Here is a 19108-nt window from a genome sequence, read left to right on the forward strand (position 1 = left end):
CTAAGCCCCCGCTCCCCCCGCCCGCACCAGCCCCGTCTCATAGGCGAGAACCACCGCCTGGACGCGGTCCCGGAGGCTCAGCTTGGTGAGGATGCGGCCCACATGCGTCTTGACCGTGGCCTCGGAGAGGACCAGCCGCGCCGCGATCTCACCGTTCGACAGGCCCTGGGCGACGAGCAGCAGCACCTCCCGCTCCCGGTCCGTGAGCCGGCCCAGCTCGGGCCGGGGCGGCTCGGCGGACGTGGCGGGCATCAACGGCGTGAAGCGGTCGAGGAGCCGGCGGGTGGTGGACGGTGCGACGACCGCGTCACCGCTCTGCACCGCGCGGATCGCCGCGAGCAGGTCACTGGGCGGCACGTCCTTGAGCATGAAGCCGCTGGCCCCGGCCTTCAGCGCGGAGAAGGCGTATTCGTCCAGGTCGAAGGTGGTCAGGATGAGCACCTTCGGGCCGCCTTCCGGCTGTCCGCCCGCGCAGATCCGGCGGGTGGTCTCCACCCCGTCCAGATGCGGCATCCGGACGTCCATGAGGATCACATCGACCTGGGTGGCGCGCAGCACCTCCAGGGCCTCGACCCCGTTCCCCGCCTCCGCGACGACTTCCATGTCCGGCTGCGCGGCCAGCACCATCCGGAATCCGGTGCGCAGCAGCACCTGGTCGTCGACGAGCATCACGCGGATGGTCATGGCAGGGGGTTCCCTTCGAGCACGGTGGAACTGAGCGTACGGGGTGGTGCGGTGGGGTCGCCGGCTGCCATCGGGGCAGGGGCGCACCGGGGCGGCGGGGGCGCGGCGGCGCTCATCGGGCCGGTTTGAGCGGGAGTACGGCGCTGATCCGGAAGCCGCCGCCCGCCCGCGGCCCCGCGGTCAGGCTGCCGCCGACCATGCCGACCCGCTCCCGCATGCCGATCAGGCCGTGGCCGAGGCCGTCCGCGCCGCCCTCCTCGTAGAGCTCCTGTTGCGCGCCGCGCCCGTCGTCCTCGACGAGCAGTTCGAGGTCCTCGTCCCGGTAGGAGACGCGGACGGTCGCGCCCACGTCGGGGCCGCCGTGTTTGCGGGTGTTGGTGAGGGCTTCCTGGACGATGCGGTACACGGTCAGCGCCAGGCTGCTCGGCAGCTCCCGCGGCTCGCCCTCGACCCGGAAGTCGACCGGCAGCCCCGCGCCGCGCACCTGGTCCATGAGGTCCTCCAGCTGTTCGACGCCGGGCTGCGGCACGTACTCGCCGCCCTCGGACTGTTCGCCGGTGCGCAGTACGCCCAGCAGCCGGCGCATCTCGGCCAGCGCCTGGCGCCCCGTGCCGGAGATCGTCTCCAGGGCCTCCCGTGTCTGGTCGGGGGCGACGTCGAGGACGTACGCGGCACCGTCGGCCTGGACGACCATCACCGAGACGTTGTGGGCGACGACATCGTGCAGTTCGCGGGCGATCCGGGCGCGCTCGGCCGCGACCGCGATCCGGGACTGCGCCTCGCGCTCCTTCTCCAGCCGGGCGGCCCGCTCCTCCAGCTGCGCCCAGTAGGCACGGCGGGTGCGCATGGAGTCGCCGAGCACCCAGGCCAGGACGAACGGCACGGTGAGCAGGCCGACCAACACGAGGTTCAGCGACACCGGCCGGTACTCGTCGTCGTACGCATAGCGCCAGAACGTCAGGGCCGGGCTCAAGAGGGCACCGGCGAGGGCACAGCGGGAGGCCCAGCGGGGGACCGCGGGTGCGGACGCCACGGTGTAGGCGATCACCAGCATCGCCACGTCGCTGATGTTGGGCTGAATGCCGAAGATCAGTTGGCCCACGCCGATGGCGGCCGTCATCAGCAGCATCTTCACGGGGGCCTTGCGGCGCAGCGCAACCACCAGGCAGAGGCCGACGGCGAAGACCGCGGCAAGGGGCGTGAGCATGCCTCGGGGCCCATCGGCCAAGAGCCACAGGCTGCTGAACCCGAGGAGCGCGAGCGCCCAGAAGGAGTCCACTCCCGTCGGGTGCATGCGGAGGAAGGCGTAGAGACGCTGCACGTAACCCAGCGTAGGCAGCGCCGATAGGTGTACGAGTCAACCGGAGGGGCGATCCTGTTGTGCCGGCCCTACTCCCCAAGGTGGAGACGGAGCCCGCCACCTCGCGCGATCAGTGGCCCGACCTGCACAGCTGCCCGTACGGCCAGGCCGGTGCCCACCCGTACCGTGGGCAGATGACGAACGAGTGGTGCGGGTGGCGCGAGGCCACCCAGCGGGCGCTGTACGGACCGGACGAGGGCTTCTACACCCGGCCCGGTGGCCCCGGCCCGGCCGGGCACTTCCGTACCTCCGTGCATGCCTCCCCGCTCTACGCGGGCGCCGTCGCCACCCTGTTGTGCCGGGTCGATGCCGCGCTCGGTCATCCCGGGGAGCTGGCGCTGGTCGATGTGGGCGCGGGCCGCGGTGAGCTGCTGACGGGCGTGCTGGCCGCGCTGCCCGGCGAGGTGGCCGCACGGCTGCGTCCGTACGCGGTCGAGCGTGCCGCGCGCCCCGAGGGCCTCGACGCGCGGATCCGCTGGCGGCGCGAGCTGCCCGCGCCGGGCTCGGTCACCGGGCTGCTGTTCGCGAACGAATGGCTCGACAACGTGCCGGTCGAGGTGGTCGAGACGGATACGGACGGGGTGCCGCGCCGGGTGCTGGTACGCGCCGACGGTACGGAGCGGCTGGGCGAGCCGGTGGACGGCGCGGACGCGGAGTGGCTGCGCCGGTGGTGGGCGCCGCCTGCCCGGGACGCCGCCTCCCCCGGGCTGCGCGCCGAGATCGGCCGTCCCCGGGACGAGGCCTGGGCGCGGGCCGTGGGCACGCTGCGCGCCGGACTCGCGGTCGCCGCCGACTACGCGCACGAGCAGGGCGACCGCCCGCCCTTCGGCACCCTCACCGGCTTCCGCGAGGGCCGCGAGGTGCCTCCCGTGCCGGACGGCAGCTGCGACATCACGGCGCATGTGGCGCTGGACGCCTGCGCCGGGCCGTCGGCGGAGCGGCTGACCCAGCGCGAGGCGCTGCATGCCCTGGGGGTGGACGGCCGCCGTCCGCCGCTCGCCCTGGCCGCCACCGACCCGTCCGGGTACGTACGGGCCCTCAGCGCGGCCGGCGCGGCGGCGGAGCTGACCGATCCGGGCGGCCTCGGCGGCTTCGGCTGGCTCCTGGAGCCGGTGGGCACCGCGTGCGCGGGGCTTCTCAGGTAGTGGGACGCCCGAGGCCTCCGCGGTCCGCCGGCCGGGCGCCCTGCGAGACTGTTCCCATGACGGAGACGACGGTCGGCATCGGCGGCGCGGCGGAGAGCACCGACATGGTGCTGAACATCGGCCCGCAGCATCCCTCGACGCACGGCGTGCTGCGGCTGCGCCTCGTCCTGGACGGCGAGCGCATCCAGCACGCCGAGCCGGTGATCGGCTACATGCACCGCGGCGCCGAGAAGCTCTTCGAGGCGCGCGACTACCGCCAGATCATCATGCTCGCCAACCGGCACGACTGGCTGTCGGCGTTCTCCAACGAGCTGGGCGTGGTGCTGGCCGTCGAGCGGATGCTGGGCATGGAGGTGCCCGAGCGCGCCGTCTGGCTGCGGACTCTGCTCGCCGAGCTGAACCGCGTGCTGAACCACCTGATGTTCCTCGGCTCGTACCCCCTGGAGCTCGGCGGCATCACGCCCGTCTTCCATGCCTTCCGCGAACGGGAGGAGCTCCAGGCCGTCATGGAGGAGATCTCCGGCGGCCGGATGCACTACATGTTCAACCGCGTCGGCGGCCTCAAGGAAGACCTGCCGGCGGGCTGGCTCGGCCGGGCCCGGCACGCCGTTGCCGAGGTGCGCTCCCGGATGGACGTCTTCGACAACCTGGTCCTGGGCAACGAGATCTTCCGCGGCCGTACCCGCGGGATCGGGGTGCTCACGCCGGAGACGGTGCACGGCTACGGCGTCTCCGGACCGATCGCCCGCGCCTCCGGTGTGGACTTCGATCTGCGGCGCGACGAGCCGTATCTGGCGTACGGGGAGCTGCGGTCCACGCTGAAGGTCGTCACCCGCGAGGAGGGCGACTGTCTGGCCCGCTTCGAGTGCCTGCTGGAGCAGAGCCACAATGCGCTCGATCTCGCGGACGCCTGCCTGGACCGGATCGCGGAGCTGCCGCCGGGGCCGGTCAACCAGCGGCTGCCCAAGGTGCTGAAGGCCCCCGAGGGCACGACCTACGCCTGGACCGAGAACCCCCTGGGCATCAACGGCTACTACCTCGTCTCCAAGGGCGACAAGACGCCCTACCGCCTCAAGCTGCGCTCGGCGTCGTTCAACAACATCCAGGCGCTGGTGGAGCTGCTGCCGGGCACCTTGGTCGCCGATATGGTCGCCATCCTCGGCTCGTTGTTCTTCGTGGTCGGGGACATCGACAAGTAGGCGCCGGACGGCCCCGGAACGCCGGACGGCCCCGGAACGCCGGACGGCCCCGGAGCGCCGGTCGGCTCCGGGGCCGCGTGGCGGCTGCGGGCGGTCAGGAGATGGCGCTGCGCAGTCCGCCGAGGTCGAGCTGCTCGGTCTCGTCGTGTGCGGTCAGATCGATGACCTCGCCGGTGCCGGTGGTCGTGTCCCCCTCGGCGCGCTCACCGTCGGCCGCGGCGCTCTTGGTGGACGGCTGCTCACGGGCCGAGTGCTCGGCGACGGCCTCGTCCCCGACGACGTCCGCCAGATCCTCCTCCCGCGGTGCGGTCAGCTCCCGGGGGCCGGCGTCGGTCGCGTTGCCGAAGAAGTCGAAGCCGCCCTGGGCACGGGACGCGGCCGGGCGGGACGGGGCGATGACAGCGGAGGCGGCCGCGGCCGGAACCGGACGGAGCGCGGGTTCGGCGGCGTCGGCCGTGCGGTCGGGCGCTGCCGCGCCGGTGCGCGGTGCGGCGTCCGCCGAAGCCTTCCCCCGGCCGTTCTCACCGTCCTGGGCCTCGCGGCCGGAGGGCCCCTCGGGCCGGGCAGCCGCCTCGGGCCGGGCAGCCGCTTCGCTCCGGGCCTCCCGCACGGCGCGCGCGGCCTTCTGGGCGGTGCGCTGGCGGGCGGCGTTCCGGGCGAGCCGGCGGAGCGCCTGATCGGCCTGCGCATAGGTCGCCGGGGCCGGGCGGTCCGCATCCGTGGCGGGCTCGCGCCGGGCCGGGACCAGGGTCTCCCCTGCCCGGACGGAGGCGAAGGTGCGGGGACGGTCGTCGGCGGCCGGCAGGGCGCGGGAGGGGGCAGCGGCCTCGATGGCGAGCAGCCGACGGCCCTCCAGCGCGCTGGCCCGCTCGGTCTCGGCGGTGGCGTAACGGCGCAGCAGGTCGGCGTGTTCGCTGCGCAGCCGGGCCAATTCGGCGCGCTTGGCGCGGAGTTTGGTGTCCTGGGTGGCGCGGAGTTCGCGGGCTTCCTCGATGTCCGTTTCGAGTTCGGCGATCCGCTCCTCGGTGCGCCACTCGTCGCGCACCCGGGCGCGGGTGAGTTCGGCAACCTGGCGGCCGGCCTGTCGGTCCCAGGTCCGCAGCAGCACCGCGCCGGTGAGTGCGGCGGCCGCCGCGCCCGCGGCGAGCACCCGTTGCACCAGGTCGTCGCCGACGAACCACGCGCCCGCGGCGCAGGCGATCGACGCACCGGCGACCGTCGCGGGAGGAAGCAGCCGGTGGAGGGGTGGTGATTGGCGGTGGCGTCCTCGTGGCATGGCCAGAAACTTACCGTGCGTGCGGGATCTATGGGGCCGCGCTCACGAATCCGTTTCCCGCTGGTTACTTCTTCACGGGCCCTGTGGAGGCTGCCCATGCCGACACATACCCACTGGCTCGCGAAACTTCCGGTCCGGCACTCCGCACCCGATGCGCGCATGCGCGTCGCGTCGATTTAGTGGATTTACCAGGCAGGAAAGGAACTTCGATGGTACCCGGCGGCGAATTCCCCGGTGCCGCGAAGGCGTTCCGGGCCGCCGCCCCGCCCGCCGTCGGCACCCCGGGACCTCGCGCGGCCCGGCGGGCTCCGTCACCACATCACCGTCGGACCGACACCACCGGAGGCAACGGTTCCACCGTGCTGCCGCACCGATTCCAGGGAGGGAATTCGGCTCGCAGGGAGGTGAATTCCGCACCGCCCTCGATCCGGCTCTTCTTCGGCGCCGGTTCCCACCGCGACGCGGGGCCGGGAGCGGAACCCGGGGGCGACAGGCGGGCATCGGAATGATCTTGGAGAAATGGATGGCGGATCCGGCTTCACACCACCGAGTTCACTCCGCCATTGCCCTTGCCGTCGTCCTCCGGCAGCTTGCACACCCGCTCCAGGAAGAGCGCCGCGACGACCACCGCCGCCCCGGCGAGCACCGAGAGACCGGCGTAGATCGCCTGGTCCCGGCGGGGTCCGACATCGAGTCCCGAGGACAGCAAGAAGACGCCGACACCGCCGTACAGCCCGGCCACCAGCGACGAGACCAGCGCGCTCGCCTGCCCGAAGACCACCGCGCGGGCAGCCACCAGCGGATCGACGCCCTTCGCGCCCGGCCGGCGCTCACGCTGCTCGCGCAGCCGCGCCCGCATCGAGAAGGCGGTCGCCGCGAGCACCGAGGCGAGCAGCGCCAGCACGATCGGCGCCGCCACCGGCACGCTCGGGAGGGTGCCGAACGCGTCCCACAGCCGGGCGCCGCCCCAGGCCAGCACCCCGGCCACCAGAAACAGCCCGGCCAGCACCTTGATTCGCAGCTGTTTCACCGAGCGCTCGCCCTTCGCACCGTCATGACCATCCCTCGTCACGACCACCTCTGACGATATGGCCGCCTTGTCGGTTTCGTATTGATGCATCCCGCGGAGAACCGACCCGCAACCCTAACGACTATTCGGGCAGCCGAAGTTCCAGGTCCGCCCGCGGCGTGACCCCCTCGCGGCCGACCTCCGACAGCAGGGCGGCCACCGCGCCGTGCCCGGGAACCTCCGCCTCCGGGTCGATGTCGAGCCACGGCGCCAGCACGAAGGCGCGCTGATGGGCCCGCGGGTGCGGCAGCGTCAGCGCGGGGTCGTCGGAGACCACGCCCTGGTACGCCAGGATGTCGACGTCGATCGTGCGCGGGCCCCAGCGCTCGTCGCGGACCCGCTCGAAGGCCTCCTCGATCGCCTGCCCGCGCTCCAGGAGGGAGGCCGGCGGCAGCGTCGTCTTGATCAGCACCACGGCGTTGAAGTACGTCGACTGCGATCCGGGCGCCACGCCCCACGGCTCGGTCTCGTAGACCGGCGAGACGGCCTTGACCCGCAGGCCGGGGGTGTCCTCCAGCGCGTCGACGGCGCCCTGGAGGATCTCCAGGCGGTTGCCGAGGTTGCTGCCCAGGGAGATCACGGCGTGTTTGGGGTTGGACAGCGTCACATCCGCGGCGTCCACCTGCTCCACCACCGAGGCGGGCACCGGCTGCACGGTCGGGTCACCGAAGTCCGTGCGCGGCTGCGACGTCCCGTCGGCGGTGATGGTCGGGTGGCGGCTGGGCTTCATACTCGGCTCCGAGTGATAGTGATGGTCACGTCGTCGAAGGGGACGGTGATCGGCGCGTCCGGCTTGTGCACCACCACCTCCACCTGCTGCACACCCCCGTGCTTGAGGCACTGATCGGCGATGCGCTCGGCCAGGGTTTCGATGAGGTCGACGGGCTCGCCCTGCACGACAGCCACCACCTCCTCGGCCACAACGCCGTAGTGCACGGTCTTCGCGAGATCGTCGCTGGCCGCCGCCTCGCGGGTGTCCAGGCCGAGGACCACGTCGACGATGAAGGTCTGGCCTTCCTCGCGCTCACGGGGAAACACCCCGTGGTGGCCCCGGGCCCTCAGCCCACGCAGCGCGACACGATCCACGCGAATCACTCCCACTGGTCCACGGCACCTTGGGCGCCACTGTTCGTCGGATTCCGGGCAGGCACCGGAGCGATCCGGCAACACTGCCCCGCCGTCGAATCTACCTTCGAGCACCGACAGTCCTCGCCCACGGGGGCTATGGACAAGACCCCGCGCCTCCTGCTAGGCGCCGCCCTGTGGGACAGCGACCGACAGGCCGGGAGATCGTCCGCGCGGCCCTCTTACCCCCCTGCCCACGCCCCACCCCTACCCGTGCCGCACTTGGCTCGAACGGGTGCGCCCTCGCCCGGATGGCTGACGCCCGACGGTGCCGGCGGGGCGGGCCGCCACCGCCCCCACCAGGGCGCACGGCATGGCAAGGCTCACACCCCGCGCCCCGCACCGGCTCGCGCGCCCGGTGCCCGCCCTGAGCGCTCTCAGAGGGCGCCCTCGGTGCCCTCGCCCTCGTCCGGCCCCCCGGGCCCCTCGTCGTCCTCGTCCTCGTCGTCACGGTCCGCCAGCACCGGCGACCCGTGGTGTGACCACACCCGCCAGCCGTCCTCGGTCCGCCGGAAGACATTGGTCGCCACGACCAGCTGGCCGATCAGCGGGCCCACCGAGCCGTCGTCCTCGGCGGGGCCGCCGCTGAGGATGTTCTCGGTGCAGGTCACCAGCGCGGTGTCACCGATGACATCGATCTCCACGTCCGTGAGAAAGAACTGGATGTACTCGGTGTTCGCCATGATCAGGGCGTACGAGCGGAGGACCTCACCGCGCCCGCGCAGCACCGGCCACCCGGGGTGGACCACGCTCACCTGGCCGTCCAGCCACAACTCGGACAACGCTTCATGATCGCCGCGCTCGATGGTCTCGTACAGGGTCGTGTTCGCCTGCTCGACCAGCTCGATGTCCGTCTGTGGGCCCAAGCCGCTCACACCGTTCCCGTCGTGTTCACCGTCATGGAGCCGGCGTCCGCCGCTGCCACCGCGCCCTCCACGGCACGGGCCACCCGTACCGCATCCGCGCTCGCCCTGACCTCGTGCACCCGCACCGCCCAGGCCCCCTCTCGCGCCACGATCGCCGACACCGCCGCCGTCGCTGCGTCCCGCTCCCGGGCCGGCGGTGGAGCGGCTCCCGCACCGCCTGCCAGCACCCTTCCCAGGAACCGTTTCCTCGATGCGGCCACCAGCAACGGACGGCCCAGCGCGCGCAGCCGCGCCAAGTGGGCGACCAGCGCGAGATCGTGCTCGGCCTCCTTGGCGAAGCCCAGGCCGGGGTCGAGAACGATCCGGTCCGGGTCGACCCCGCCGGACACCGCGCGCTCCATGCTCCGCGCCAGCTCATCGACGACCTCGGCGACCACGTCCCCGTAGACGGCACGGTTGTTCATGTCGATGGACTGGCCGCGCCAGTGCATCACCACGAACGGGACGTGGTGCGCCGCCACCACGGGCACCATCGCCGGATCGGCGGCGCCCCCGCTGACGTCGTTGACCAGGCTCGCTCCGGCCTCGACGGCCTGCTCGGCGACCGAGGCGCGCATGGTGTCGACGGAGACCACGACACCGGCCGCGGCCAGCTCCCGGACGACCGGAACCACCCGGCGCAGCTCCTCGGCCTCGTCCACCCGCGCCGCGCCCGGCCGGGTCGACTCACCGCCCACGTCCACCATGTCGGCACCCTGCGCCACCAGGTCGAGGCCGTGTTTGACCGCGAGTTCGGTGTCGAACCAGTCACCGCCGTCGGAGAACGAATCGGGCGTCACATTGACGACGCCCAGCACCGCGCAGCGGTCCCAGTCCGGCAGTCCGGCCACCCGGCCACGCAAGGTACTCATGGCACCAGCGTAGGCCGTGTGCCGACCGGCCGGATTGCGGCTGTCGCCGGGAGGACGGCGGGGGCGCCGGGCCGCCGCACGCCGTACGGCGCGGCCCCCTCGGACAGGCCCGGGAGCGGTCCCGTCAGGCCACCCGGCCCGTCAGGCCACCCGCTCGACGGCCGGGGCGTCGACCGGCTCCGGCAGGTGCGCACACGGCTGCGGCTCGGCGGCCTTCCTGCGGCGCAGTACGCGCGGCAGGCTCAGCTCCAGATAGCCCTCGGCCTGGAGCGCCGCCAGGCCGATCCGCGGGATGTCACGGCTGTTGCGGAAGACCACGAAGCGGGGCTCCCAGCGTGGCCGGAACTTGTCGTTGAACTTGTAGAGCGACTCGATCTGGTACCAGCGGGACAGGAAGATCAGCATGCCGCGCCAGATCCGGATGACCGGCCCCGCACCGAGCTTCTCGCCGCGCTCCAGGGAGGAGCGGAAGACCGCGAAGTTCAGCGACACCTGTTTGATCTTGAGGTCGGGGGCCGCCTGCAGCGCGGCCACGATCAGCAGCTCGTTCATCCCGGGGTCGGCGCTGCGGTCACGCCGCATCAGCTCCAGGGAGATGCCGCTGTCGCCCCAGGGCACGAAGTGCTGCATGGCCTTCAGATCCCCGTAGGGGCCCGGCTCCTCGCCCTCGCCCGCGGGCAGATGCGCGGTGGCGATCACCGCGTCGCCGTCGGCCACCGCGTCGATCCGGCCCAGCGCCATGGAGAAGCCGCGCTCGGTGTCGGTGTCCCGCCAGGCGTCCGCGGCCTGCTGAATCCGCGCCAGCTCGGCCGGCTCCAGATCGCGCACCCGGCGCACCTGCGTCCGGTAGCCGTTGCGCTCGATGCGCTTGACCATCTGCCGTACGTTGCGCATCGCGCGCCCGGTGAGGGTGAAGTCGGCGACGTCCACGATCGCCTCGTCGCCCAGCTCCAGCGCGTCCATCCCGGTCTCCCGGGTCCACACCTGGCCGCCGGTCTCGCTGCAGCCGGTGACCGCCGGGGTCCAGGAGTGCGCTCGGGCCTCCTCCATGAAGCGCTCGATGGCGCCCGGCCAGGCCTCGACGTCGCCTATCGGGTCGCCGCTGGCGAGCATCACACCGGAGATCACCCGGTAGCAGACCGCGGCCTTGCCGGTCGGCGAGAAGACCGCGCCCTTGTCCCGGCGCAGCGCGAAGTAGCCCAGCGAGTCGCGGGCGCCGTGCTTGGCGAGCAGTTCGCGCAGTTGCCGCTCGTCGTCGTCGGTCAGCCGGGCCGCCGGGTGCTCGGGCCGGAAGGCGAGGTACGCGGTGGTGGCGACGGTCAGCAGGCCGAGCGCGCCCAGGGAGTAGCCGACGGTGTAGTCGACGTGGTGGGTGTAGCTGATCGGGCCCTCGAAGCCGAACAGGCCCCACAGGACGTGCTGGACGCGCTCCCACAGGGTGGGCGAGCCGACGGTCTTCGCGGGGTGGGAGCTGACGACGACCAGGCCGATGGCGAAGCTCGCGCCGCCGAGGACGACGAAGTTGGCGAGGGCCTTCCAGCGGCTGCGCGGATCGGGCAGCGCCGCGAATTCCCGCCGGTGGCGCACCAGGAACACCAGGAGCGCCATCGAGAGCGCCGCTCCACAGACGGAGTGGCGGTACACCAGTTGCGCCGCGATCCCCACCGGGAGCAGCGCCACGGCCGCCATCCAGGCCCGCCGCTTACGCCGCTTGAGTCCATGGGCCAAAAGGAGCAACAGGATGCCGACGACGATCGAGGCGGCCGCCGCCAGCGGGCTCACCGCACCCGGCAGCACCTCGGCCAGGGCGTGCATCCGGCTGTGCCGGAACCGTGCGAACACCCCGGACAGCAGGTTCAACAGACCGACGATCACGCCGGCGGTACCGACGACACCGGGCACCGCCTCGGGTCGCGGGCCGCGGAGCCAGCGTGGCGTTCGCCACGCAACCGTCTCCGACTTTTCGCCATCTAGCCTGTCAGACATCACTTTCCCGTCGCCCCGGTCGAGAGAACGTGCGAGCCTTGTCGCAGCATCTGGACTTTTTGCGCCCTGTATGACGGCGTTTCAGGGCTAGGGGTTCCACTAGCGGTACGGATGACCCGGCCGCCCGGAAGAAAGCACCACATGGGTCTCACCAGCAAGAAAGTGCTGCTTCTTGCCGTCCTCGTCGCGGTGGCACTGTTCGTCCTCACGATTTGGCTCTGGCCCCGGTTGTCCAAGGGGAACTGGCGAGCCGTCCTCGGTCGCGTCGGGCTCCTGCTGGCGACCCAGCTCGCCGTATTCGCCTCCATCGGCCTGTACGCCAACAATTCCTTCGGTTTCTACGCGTCCTGGGCCGACCTCTTCGGCCAGGAGCAGGAGCCGGGCGTGGTCACGAATTACCAGACCGGACCGAACGGCACGAAGCTCCAGATGCTCGGCACGGAACGGATCAGCGTCAAGAACGGGGGCCGGCCGGCGTCCGGCGGCCGGATCGACAAGGTGCTGGTCAACGGCGAGAACTCCGGCATCGCCAGCCCCGCTTTCGTCTATCTGCCGCCGCAGTACTTCCAGAAGAAGTACGCCCACAAGACATTCCCGGCGGCCGTGGTGCTCACCGGCTACCCCGGCACCGCCGAGGCGCTCTACAAGAAGCTGCATTTCCCGCAGACCCAGCACAACCTGCTCCAGCAGAACCGGATGCGGCCCACGGTCCTGATCATGATGCGCCCGACCGTGGCCCCGCCGCGCGACACCGAGTGCATGGACATACCGAACGGCCCGCAGACCGAGACGTTCTTCACCAAGGACCTGCGCACGGACCTCACGGCGCACTACCGAATAGGGCGCGAGGCCAAGAGCTGGGGAGTCATCGGTGACTCCACCGGCGGCTACTGCGCGCTGAAGATGACGATGCGCCACCCCGACGCGTACTCCACCGCCGTCGCCCTCTCCGGCGCCTACAAGGCCCCCCGGGACGCCACCACCGGTGACCTCTTCGGCGGCAACCCGCAGCTGGAGCGGGAGAACAATCTGCTGTGGCGGCAGCGGCACCTGCCCGCTCCCCCGGTGAACCTGCTGGTCACCAGCAGCAAGCAGGGCGAGGGGAACTACCACCAGACGCTGCGGTTCATCCAGCAGACGAAGTCACCGAGCCGGATCTCGTCGATCATCCTCGACAGCGGCGGCCACAACTTCAACACCTGGCGCCGCGAGATTCCCGCCGCCCTGGAGTGGCTGGGCAACCACCTCAAGGCCTGACGCGCGCCTGCCCCCGTGCCACCCGACGACGGCCGGGCCCCTGCTGTACGGCAGGGCCCGGCCGTCGGAGTATCGGGGTGCCACACCCCGCGAGCCCGGCTTGATCCAAACGGCAGGCCCTAGCGAGCGAGTATCAGGCTCATCGCCTCGGCGCGCGTCGCGGCGTCGCGCAGCTGGCCGCGCACGGCCGAGGTCGTCGTCTTCGCCCCCGGCTTGCGCACCCCGCGCATCGTCATGCACATGTGCTCGCACTCGATGACGACGATCACGCCGCGCGGCTCCAGGATCTCCATCAGGGAGTCCGCGATCTGCGTGGTCAGCCGCTCCTGGACCTGCGGGCGCCGGGCGAACACATCGACCAGCCGCGCCAGCTTCGACAGACCGGTGATCTTCCCGTCCGCGGACGGGATGTAGCCGACGTGCGCCACCCCGACGAACGGCACCAGGTGATGTTCGCAGCTGGATACCAGTTCGATGTCCTTGACCAGCACCATCTCGTCGTGACCCAGGTCGAACGTGGTCGTCAGCACGTCCTCCGGCTTCTGCCACAGCCCGGCGAAGATCTCCTTGTACGCCCGTGCCACCCGTGCCGGCGTCTCCAGGAGTCCCTCGCGGTCGGGGTCCTCACCCACCGCGATGAGCAGCTCGCGGACGGCGTTCTCGGCGCGCTTCTCGTCGAAAGTGCCGAGCTTTCCGTCGACGTCCAGCGTCACAGGGTCGGTCATGTGGTGCCTCGTTCCTTCTGCGCCCGCTCGAAAATCGCGGAATGCCGCGCCCCCCAGGCTAAACCTGGAGGGCGCGGCAGATATTCCGGGCCCCGGGGCCCGCGGTGATCAGCTCTCGGGACGCTGCTCCTCGGGAGCCTCCACCTTCTCCGTGGAGACGGTGGCGGTCGTGGTCACGGAGCCGTTGGCCGGACCCAGCTCCTTCGGCGACAGCACCGGCGGGCGGCTGGAGGGCGTACGGCGCGAGGAGCCGGTCCACGCCGGGCGGGCCGGGCGCTTGACCACGTGCTTGAAGAGCTCGGCGATCTCGTCCTTGTTGAGCGTCTCCTTCTCCAGGAGCGTCAGCACGAGGTTGTCCAGCACGTCGCGGTTCTCGACCAGGATCTCCCACGCCTCGTTGTGCGCGGTCTCGATGAGCTTCTTGACTTCCTCATCGACCAGCGCGGCGATCTCCTCCGAGTAGTCGCGCTGGTGACCCATCTCACGGCCCAGGAAGGGCTCGGAGTTGTCGGTGCCGAACTTGATCGCGCCGAGCCGCTCGGTCATGCCGTACTGCGTGACCATCGCGCGGGCCGTGGCGGTGGCCTTCTCGATGTCGTTCGCGGCGCCCGTGGTCGGGTCGTGGAAGACCAGCTCCTCCGCCGCGCGGCCGCCCAGCATGTACGCCAGCTGGTCGAGCATCTCGTTGCGGGTGGTGGAGTACTTGTCCTCGTCGGGCAGGACCATGGTGTAGCCCAGGGCCCGGCCGCGGGACAGGATCGTGATCTTGTGGACCGGGTCGGAGTTGGGTGAGGCCGCCGCGACCAGGGCGTGTCCGCCCTCGTGGTACGCGGTGATCTTCTTCTCCTTGTCGGACATGATCCGGGTCCGCTTCTGCGGACCGGCCACGACGCGGTCGATCGCCTCGTCCAGGAAGTGGTTGTTGATCAGCTTCTCGTCGCTCCGGGCCGTCAGCAGCGCGGCCTCGTTGAGGACGTTCGACAGATCGGCACCGGTGAAGCCGGGGGTGCGCTTGGCGACGGCCGAGAGGTCGACGTCCGGGGCGACCGGCTTGCCCTTCTGGTGGACCTTGAGGATCTCCAGACGTCCCTGCAGGTCCGGACGGTCGACGGCGATCTGCCGGTCGAAACGGCCGGGGCGCAGCAGCGCCGGGTCGAGGATGTCCGGACGGTTCGTGGCGGCGATCAGGATCACGCCGCCCTTCACGTCGAAGCCGTCCATCTCGACCAGGAGCTGGTTGAGGGTCTGCTCACGCTCGTCGTGGCCACCGCCCAGGCCCGCACCGCGGTGCCGGCCGACGGCGTCGATCTCGTCGACGAAGACGATCGCCGGGGCGTTCGCCTTGGCCTGCTCGAAGAGGTCACGGACACGGGAGGCACCGACACCGACGAACATCTCGACGAAGTCGGAACCGGAGATGGAGTAGAACGGGACGCCCGCCTCACCGGCGACGGCGCGCGCGAGCAGGGTCTTGCCCGTTCCGGGCGGCCCGTACAGCAGCACACCCTTGGGGATCTTGGCACCCACGGCCTGGAACTTCGCCGGCTCCTGGAGGAACTCCTTGATCTCGTGGAGCTCCTCGACGGCCTCGTCCGACCCGGCGACGTCCGAGAACGTCGTCTTGGGGGTGTCCTTCGTGATCAGCTTCGCCTTCGACTTCCCGAAGTTCATCACCCGGGATCCACCGCCCTGCGCCTGGTTCATCAGGAACAGGAAGATGATGGGAAGGAGGATGAAGGGGAGCAGCGTGATCAGCACGCTGACGAACGGGTTCTGCTTCGACGGGGAGACCGTGTACCCGTCCTTGATCTCGCCGGTCTGGTACTTGGCCTGCAGGTTCTTCGCCACGTCGACGCCCTGGTCGCCGATGTAGCTCGCCTGGATCTTGTTGGAGCCGTCGATCTTGTTGGAGCCCGACAGCTCAATCTTGATCTTGTTGTCGTCACCGGTCGTCAGCTCGGCGGACTTCACCTTGTTGTCAGCGATCGCCTTGACGACCTGACCGGTGTCCACCGTCTTGTAGCCGCCGGACGAGCCGACGACTTGCATCAACACGACCACGGCGAGGACGGCCAGCACGATCCACATGACCGGCCCACGGAAGTATCGCTTCACGTCCATCCATACGGAGCCGTAAAGGCCCCGTCCCTCCTGCCACAGTGAGGCACAACGCCCTTGGGAGGGCTGGTCGTGCGTACGGTGTATTACTGGCCCGAAAAAGAATTTCCTTCGGACGGTACCCCAGCATCGTCATCCGGCGCCTGCGCCGACAGTGAACATGCAGCCGAGGATTCTGCTCTCCCTGCTCCAACGGCGGGAAGCCCCGAAGGGTTCCCGCCGGGGGGCGGGAGCCTCCTCAGCCGCCGTAGACGTGCGGCGCGAGAGTACCGACGAACGGCAGATTCCGGTACTTCTCCGCAAAGTCCAGGCCGTACCCGACGACGAACTCGTTCGGGATGTCGAAGCCGATCCACTTCACATCGATCGCGACCTTGGCCGCGTCCGGCTTGCGCAGCAGGGTGCAGACCTCCAGCGAGGCCGGCTCCCGGGAGCCGAGGTTCGACAGCAGCCACGACAGCGTCAGGCCGGAGTCGATGATGTCCTCGACGATCAGGACGTGCTTGCCCTTGATGTCGGTGTCGAGGTCCTTGAGGATGCGGACCACACCGGAGGACTGGGTGCCCGCGCCGTAGGAGGACACGGCCATCCAGTCCATCGTGACGGGGGTGGACAGCGCGCGCGCCAGATCCGCCATCGCCATCACGGCCCCCTTGAGGACACCGACGATGAGCAGGTCCTTGCCCGCGTACTCCGCGTCGATCTTCGCCGCCAGCTCCGCCAGCTTCGCGTCGATCTCTTCCTTGCTGATGAGTACCGACTGAAGGTCGGAGCCCATGTCCTTGTCGTCCACCCGTGCCACTCTCGCTCGGTTCGGTGTTCGCGTCAGTCGTGAGACTTCGGATGCGGGGCAGCGTCTGCGGCTCAGCCCTGCCGGAGGACCAGTCTGCCACCCTGCCGTCGCACACCCACTCGCCCGGGGAGGTTGATGGCTCCCTGGCCCCTCCAGGCCGTGATGAGCCGGTCCACTTCCTCGATGTGGCGGGCGAAGAGCGAACCGGCCGGTGAGCCGGCGGCGATGACGGCCCGGCGCAACACCCGGCGGCGTACCGCGGGGGGCAGGGCGAACAGCGCGGCGACGTCGAGGGTGCCGGCCTCGTCGAGGACCGTGCCCTCGGCGTCGGCGGCCCAGGCGTCCAGGGCGTCGGCGTCGTCGCGGGAGAGCTGGGCGGTACGGGCCAGGGCCTCGACGACGCCCTTGCCGAGCGCCTTCTCCAGCGCGGGCAGGCCCTCGTGGCGCAGCCGGGAACGGGTGTAGGCGGGGTCCGAGTTGTGCGGGTCGTCCCAGACGGGGAGCGCCTGGATCAGGCAGGCCTTACGGGCGGTCTGGCGGTCGACGTCCAGGAAGGGCCTGCGGTAGCGGCCGCCGCGTCCGCTGGTCGCGGCCATCCCGGAGAGCGAGCGGGTCCCGGAGCCGCGGGCGAGGCCGAGGAGCACCGTCTCGGCCTGGTCGTCGCGGGTGTGGCCGAGGAGGACGGCGGTGGCGCCGCAGCGCTCGGCGGTGGCGTCCAGAGCGGCGTAGCGGGCGTCCCGGGCGGCGGCCTCGGGGCCTCCTTCGCGGCCCACCGTGACGGAGACGACCTCTACCGGGTCGAGCCGCAGGGCCCGCAGCCGCAGGGCGACCTCGGCGGCACGGAGGTCCGAGCCCTCCTGCAGGCCGTGGTCGATGGTGACGCCCCCGGCGCGGACCCCGAGCTTGGGGGCCTCGAAGGCGAGAGCGGAGGCGAGCGCCATGGAATCGGCGCCGCCGGAGCAGGCGACGAGCACGAGCGGGGGCTGGTGCCGGTCCTGCGTGCAGTGGTGGGTGAGGACGTCGTGGAGTACGCGGCGGACCGCCAGGCGTATCGCGGCGACCGCTGGATGGGGACCCATGTCCGTTTCCAATCGTCAGCTGGGGAGCCTCGGGCCGTGAGAGGCATTTTCGTCACACAGAGTGCCTAGATGGTGACAGAGGCGAGCGGTTCCCCGAGCATTGCACGCCTATCCATCCGTATCGGTCCCTCAGACGGGTGATTGAAGGGGCGCGCTACTGCCGCCCGGCGTGCCCAGCTCACGCCGTTCGCTTACGGTGCCCCGTCCGTCCTGCGGTGCACCCGCGCGATCCAGTCCGCCGGTTTGGCGATCTCTTGTTTGGTGGGGAGGGTGTTCGGCGACGTCCAGACGCGGTTGAAGCCGTCCATGCCGACCTCCTCGACGACCGCGCTGACGAACCGCTCGCCGTCGCGGTACTGCCGGAGTTTGGCGTCCAGGCCGAGCAGCTTGCGCAGCGCCTGGTCCAGCCGCCCGGCGCCACTGGCCCGGCGCTTTTGGAACTTCTCCCGGATCTCGGCGACGGTGGGCACGACATCGGGCCCCACGCCGTCCATCACGAAGTCGGCATGCCCCTCCAGCAGGGACATCACGGCGGTCAACCGGCCGAGGATCTCGCGCTGCGCGGGCGTCTGGACGAGATCGACGAGGGAGCGGTCGTCCTCGCCCTCCTCACCCTCGGGCTTGGCGCCGGCCAGCGACTGGGCGGCCTCGCGCAGCCGCTCCAGGAGGGCGCCGGGATCGATGTCCGTCTCACTGAGGAACGACTGGATCTCGCCCTCGATGTGGTCGCGCAGCCACGGCACGGCGGTGAACTGGGTGCGGTGGGTCTCCTCGTGGAGGCACACCCACAGCCGGAAGTCGTGCGGGGCCACCTCCAGCTCGCGCTCGACGTGCACGATGTTCGGCGCGACGAGCAGCAGCCGGCCGCCCTGCGCCGCGGCCGGCAGATCCCGGGAGGCCGGGGCGAACGTCTCGTACTGGCCCAGGACCCGGGAGGCCAGGAACGACAGCAGCATGCCCAGCTCCACGCCCGTGACCTTGCCGCCGACCGCGCCGAGCACCGCACCGCCGGGGACCGTCGAGCGGCGGTCCTCCATCTTGGCCAGCAGCGGCTTGAGCACGGCACGGAACCCGGCGACGTTCGCCCGGATCCAGCCGGGCCGGTCCACGACAAGGACCGGTGTGTCGTGCGGTTCCTCGCCCGTCGCGTCGGGCTGTGCCAGGCGCGTGAAGGCACGGACATGCGCCTCGGAGGCCTTGGCGTGCTTGCGCAGCTCGGCGACGATCGCGCGTGCCTCGTCCCGGCTCACCTCGGGCCCCGGCCGCACGAACCGGGTCGCGGTCGCCACCGCGAGATTCCAGTCGACCATCTCGGCTCCACCGATGCTCGTCATGAGTTCACCGTACGTGGGCGCCGAGGTCTTTGGCTCCCCCCAACGTTGTCGGCTTTCCCGCCGTAATGGTTTGTCGCCGTTGCGCCTGCGGCGGGCGTGGGTGGTCGGCTGCGGTGCCGCTCCTCCGGACTTCGTCCTGCGGCGCGGCCCCACCCGTTGGGGGTGGAGAGAAGACCGGTGG

General features: G+C 71.1%; 17 protein-coding genes. 3 read left to right on the forward strand and 14 right to left on the reverse strand.

Going from position 1 to position 19108, the window contains the following annotated elements:
- Together EST92_RS23855 and EST92_RS23860 are read right to left on the reverse strand one after the other, a co-directional pair.
- Complete coding sequence (locus tag EST92_RS23855; RefSeq protein WP_129282866.1) at window positions 1-684, reverse strand: response regulator transcription factor; 684 nt, start codon at window positions 682-684, stop codon at window positions 1-3.
- Between the two features lie 112 nt (window positions 685-796).
- Entirely contained in the window at window positions 797-2005 is a 1209-nt protein-coding gene (locus EST92_RS23860) for a sensor histidine kinase (protein ID WP_129282867.1), read from the reverse strand.
- Window positions 2006-2178: 173 nt separating this feature from the next.
- On the opposite strand from EST92_RS23860, the gene EST92_RS23865 reads away from it, so the two are divergent.
- Together EST92_RS23865 and EST92_RS23870 are read left to right on the forward strand one after the other, a co-directional pair.
- Window positions 2179-3189, forward strand: a complete 1011-nt coding sequence (locus EST92_RS23865; protein WP_129282868.1) for an SAM-dependent methyltransferase — start codon at window positions 2179-2181, stop codon at window positions 3187-3189.
- A gap of 56 nt (window positions 3190-3245) precedes the next feature.
- On the forward strand, window positions 3246-4388 hold the full coding sequence (locus EST92_RS23870; RefSeq protein WP_129282869.1) for an NADH-quinone oxidoreductase subunit D: 1143 nt from the start codon (window positions 3246-3248) through the stop codon (window positions 4386-4388).
- Window positions 4389-4482: 94 nt separating this feature from the next.
- On the opposite strand, the gene EST92_RS23875 is transcribed toward EST92_RS23870, so the two are convergent.
- The 7 genes from EST92_RS23875 to EST92_RS23905 form a co-directional block, all read right to left on the reverse strand.
- Window positions 4483-5664, reverse strand: coding sequence for a hypothetical protein (locus EST92_RS23875; RefSeq protein WP_254068979.1), 1182 nt, complete (start codon window positions 5662-5664; stop codon window positions 4483-4485).
- A 538-nt stretch (window positions 5665-6202) separates the two neighbouring features.
- Window positions 6203-6694: a DUF3180 domain-containing protein gene (locus tag EST92_RS23880; protein ID WP_129282870.1), complete on the reverse strand. Its 492-nt coding sequence runs from the start codon at window positions 6692-6694 to the stop codon at window positions 6203-6205.
- Window positions 6695-6815: 121 nt separating this feature from the next.
- Window positions 6816-7463 carry a 2-amino-4-hydroxy-6-hydroxymethyldihydropteridine diphosphokinase gene (gene folK, locus EST92_RS23885; protein ID WP_254068980.1) on the reverse strand — a complete coding sequence of 216 codons (648 nt, stop codon included), beginning with the start codon at window positions 7461-7463 and terminating at the stop codon, window positions 6816-6818.
- Window positions 7460-7819, reverse strand: a complete 360-nt coding sequence (folB, locus tag EST92_RS23890; RefSeq protein ID WP_129282871.1) for a dihydroneopterin aldolase — start codon at window positions 7817-7819, stop codon at window positions 7460-7462. Before folB ends, folK begins: the two co-directional genes overlap by 4 nt.
- A 416-nt stretch (window positions 7820-8235) precedes the next feature.
- Window positions 8236-8724 (reverse strand): nuclear transport factor 2 family protein, encoded by a 489-nt coding sequence (locus EST92_RS23895; RefSeq protein WP_129282872.1) that lies wholly within the window; start codon window positions 8722-8724, stop codon window positions 8236-8238.
- A 5-nt stretch (window positions 8725-8729) separates the two neighbouring features.
- Entirely contained in the window at window positions 8730-9635 is a 906-nt protein-coding gene (gene folP, locus EST92_RS23900) for a dihydropteroate synthase (RefSeq protein WP_254068981.1), read from the reverse strand.
- Between the two features lie 141 nt (window positions 9636-9776).
- A complete protein-coding gene (locus EST92_RS23905) occupies window positions 9777-11621 on the reverse strand; it encodes a phosphatidylglycerol lysyltransferase domain-containing protein (protein ID WP_174244111.1) in 1845 nt (614 codons plus the stop codon).
- Between the two features lie 141 nt (window positions 11622-11762).
- Here EST92_RS23905 and EST92_RS23910 point away from each other — a divergent pair, with 141 nt between their 5' ends.
- On the forward strand, window positions 11763-12878 hold the full coding sequence (locus EST92_RS23910; protein WP_129282874.1) for an alpha/beta hydrolase-fold protein: 1116 nt from the start codon (window positions 11763-11765) through the stop codon (window positions 12876-12878).
- A 119-nt stretch (window positions 12879-12997) separates the two neighbouring features.
- On the opposite strand, the gene folE is transcribed toward EST92_RS23910, so the two are convergent.
- The 5 genes from folE to EST92_RS23935 all read right to left on the reverse strand — a co-directional run bounded on the left by folE (window position 12998) and on the right by EST92_RS23935 (window position 18927).
- Complete coding sequence (folE, locus tag EST92_RS23915; protein ID WP_129250618.1) at window positions 12998-13603, reverse strand: GTP cyclohydrolase I FolE; 606 nt, start codon at window positions 13601-13603, stop codon at window positions 12998-13000.
- Between the two features lie 108 nt (window positions 13604-13711).
- Window positions 13712-15724 (reverse strand): ATP-dependent zinc metalloprotease FtsH, encoded by a 2013-nt coding sequence (gene ftsH / locus EST92_RS23920; RefSeq protein ID WP_129282875.1) that lies wholly within the window; start codon window positions 15722-15724, stop codon window positions 13712-13714.
- Window positions 15725-15959: 235 nt separating this feature from the next.
- Window positions 15960-16499: a hypoxanthine phosphoribosyltransferase gene (gene hpt, locus EST92_RS23925; RefSeq protein ID WP_006604044.1), complete on the reverse strand. Its 540-nt coding sequence runs from the start codon at window positions 16497-16499 to the stop codon at window positions 15960-15962.
- A gap of 86 nt (window positions 16500-16585) precedes the next feature.
- Entirely contained in the window at window positions 16586-17593 is a 1008-nt protein-coding gene (tilS, locus tag EST92_RS23930) for a tRNA lysidine(34) synthetase TilS (RefSeq protein ID WP_129282876.1), read from the reverse strand.
- A 191-nt stretch (window positions 17594-17784) separates the two neighbouring features.
- Window positions 17785-18927, reverse strand: coding sequence for a zinc-dependent metalloprotease (locus EST92_RS23935; protein ID WP_129282877.1), 1143 nt, complete (start codon window positions 18925-18927; stop codon window positions 17785-17787).
- Between the last annotated feature and the right edge of the window lie 181 nt (window positions 18928-19108).

It is taken from the genome of Streptomyces sp. TM32 (assembly GCF_004122755.1).
GTDB classification, from domain to species: Bacteria; Actinomycetota; Actinomycetes; order Streptomycetales; family Streptomycetaceae; genus Streptomyces; species Streptomyces sioyaensis.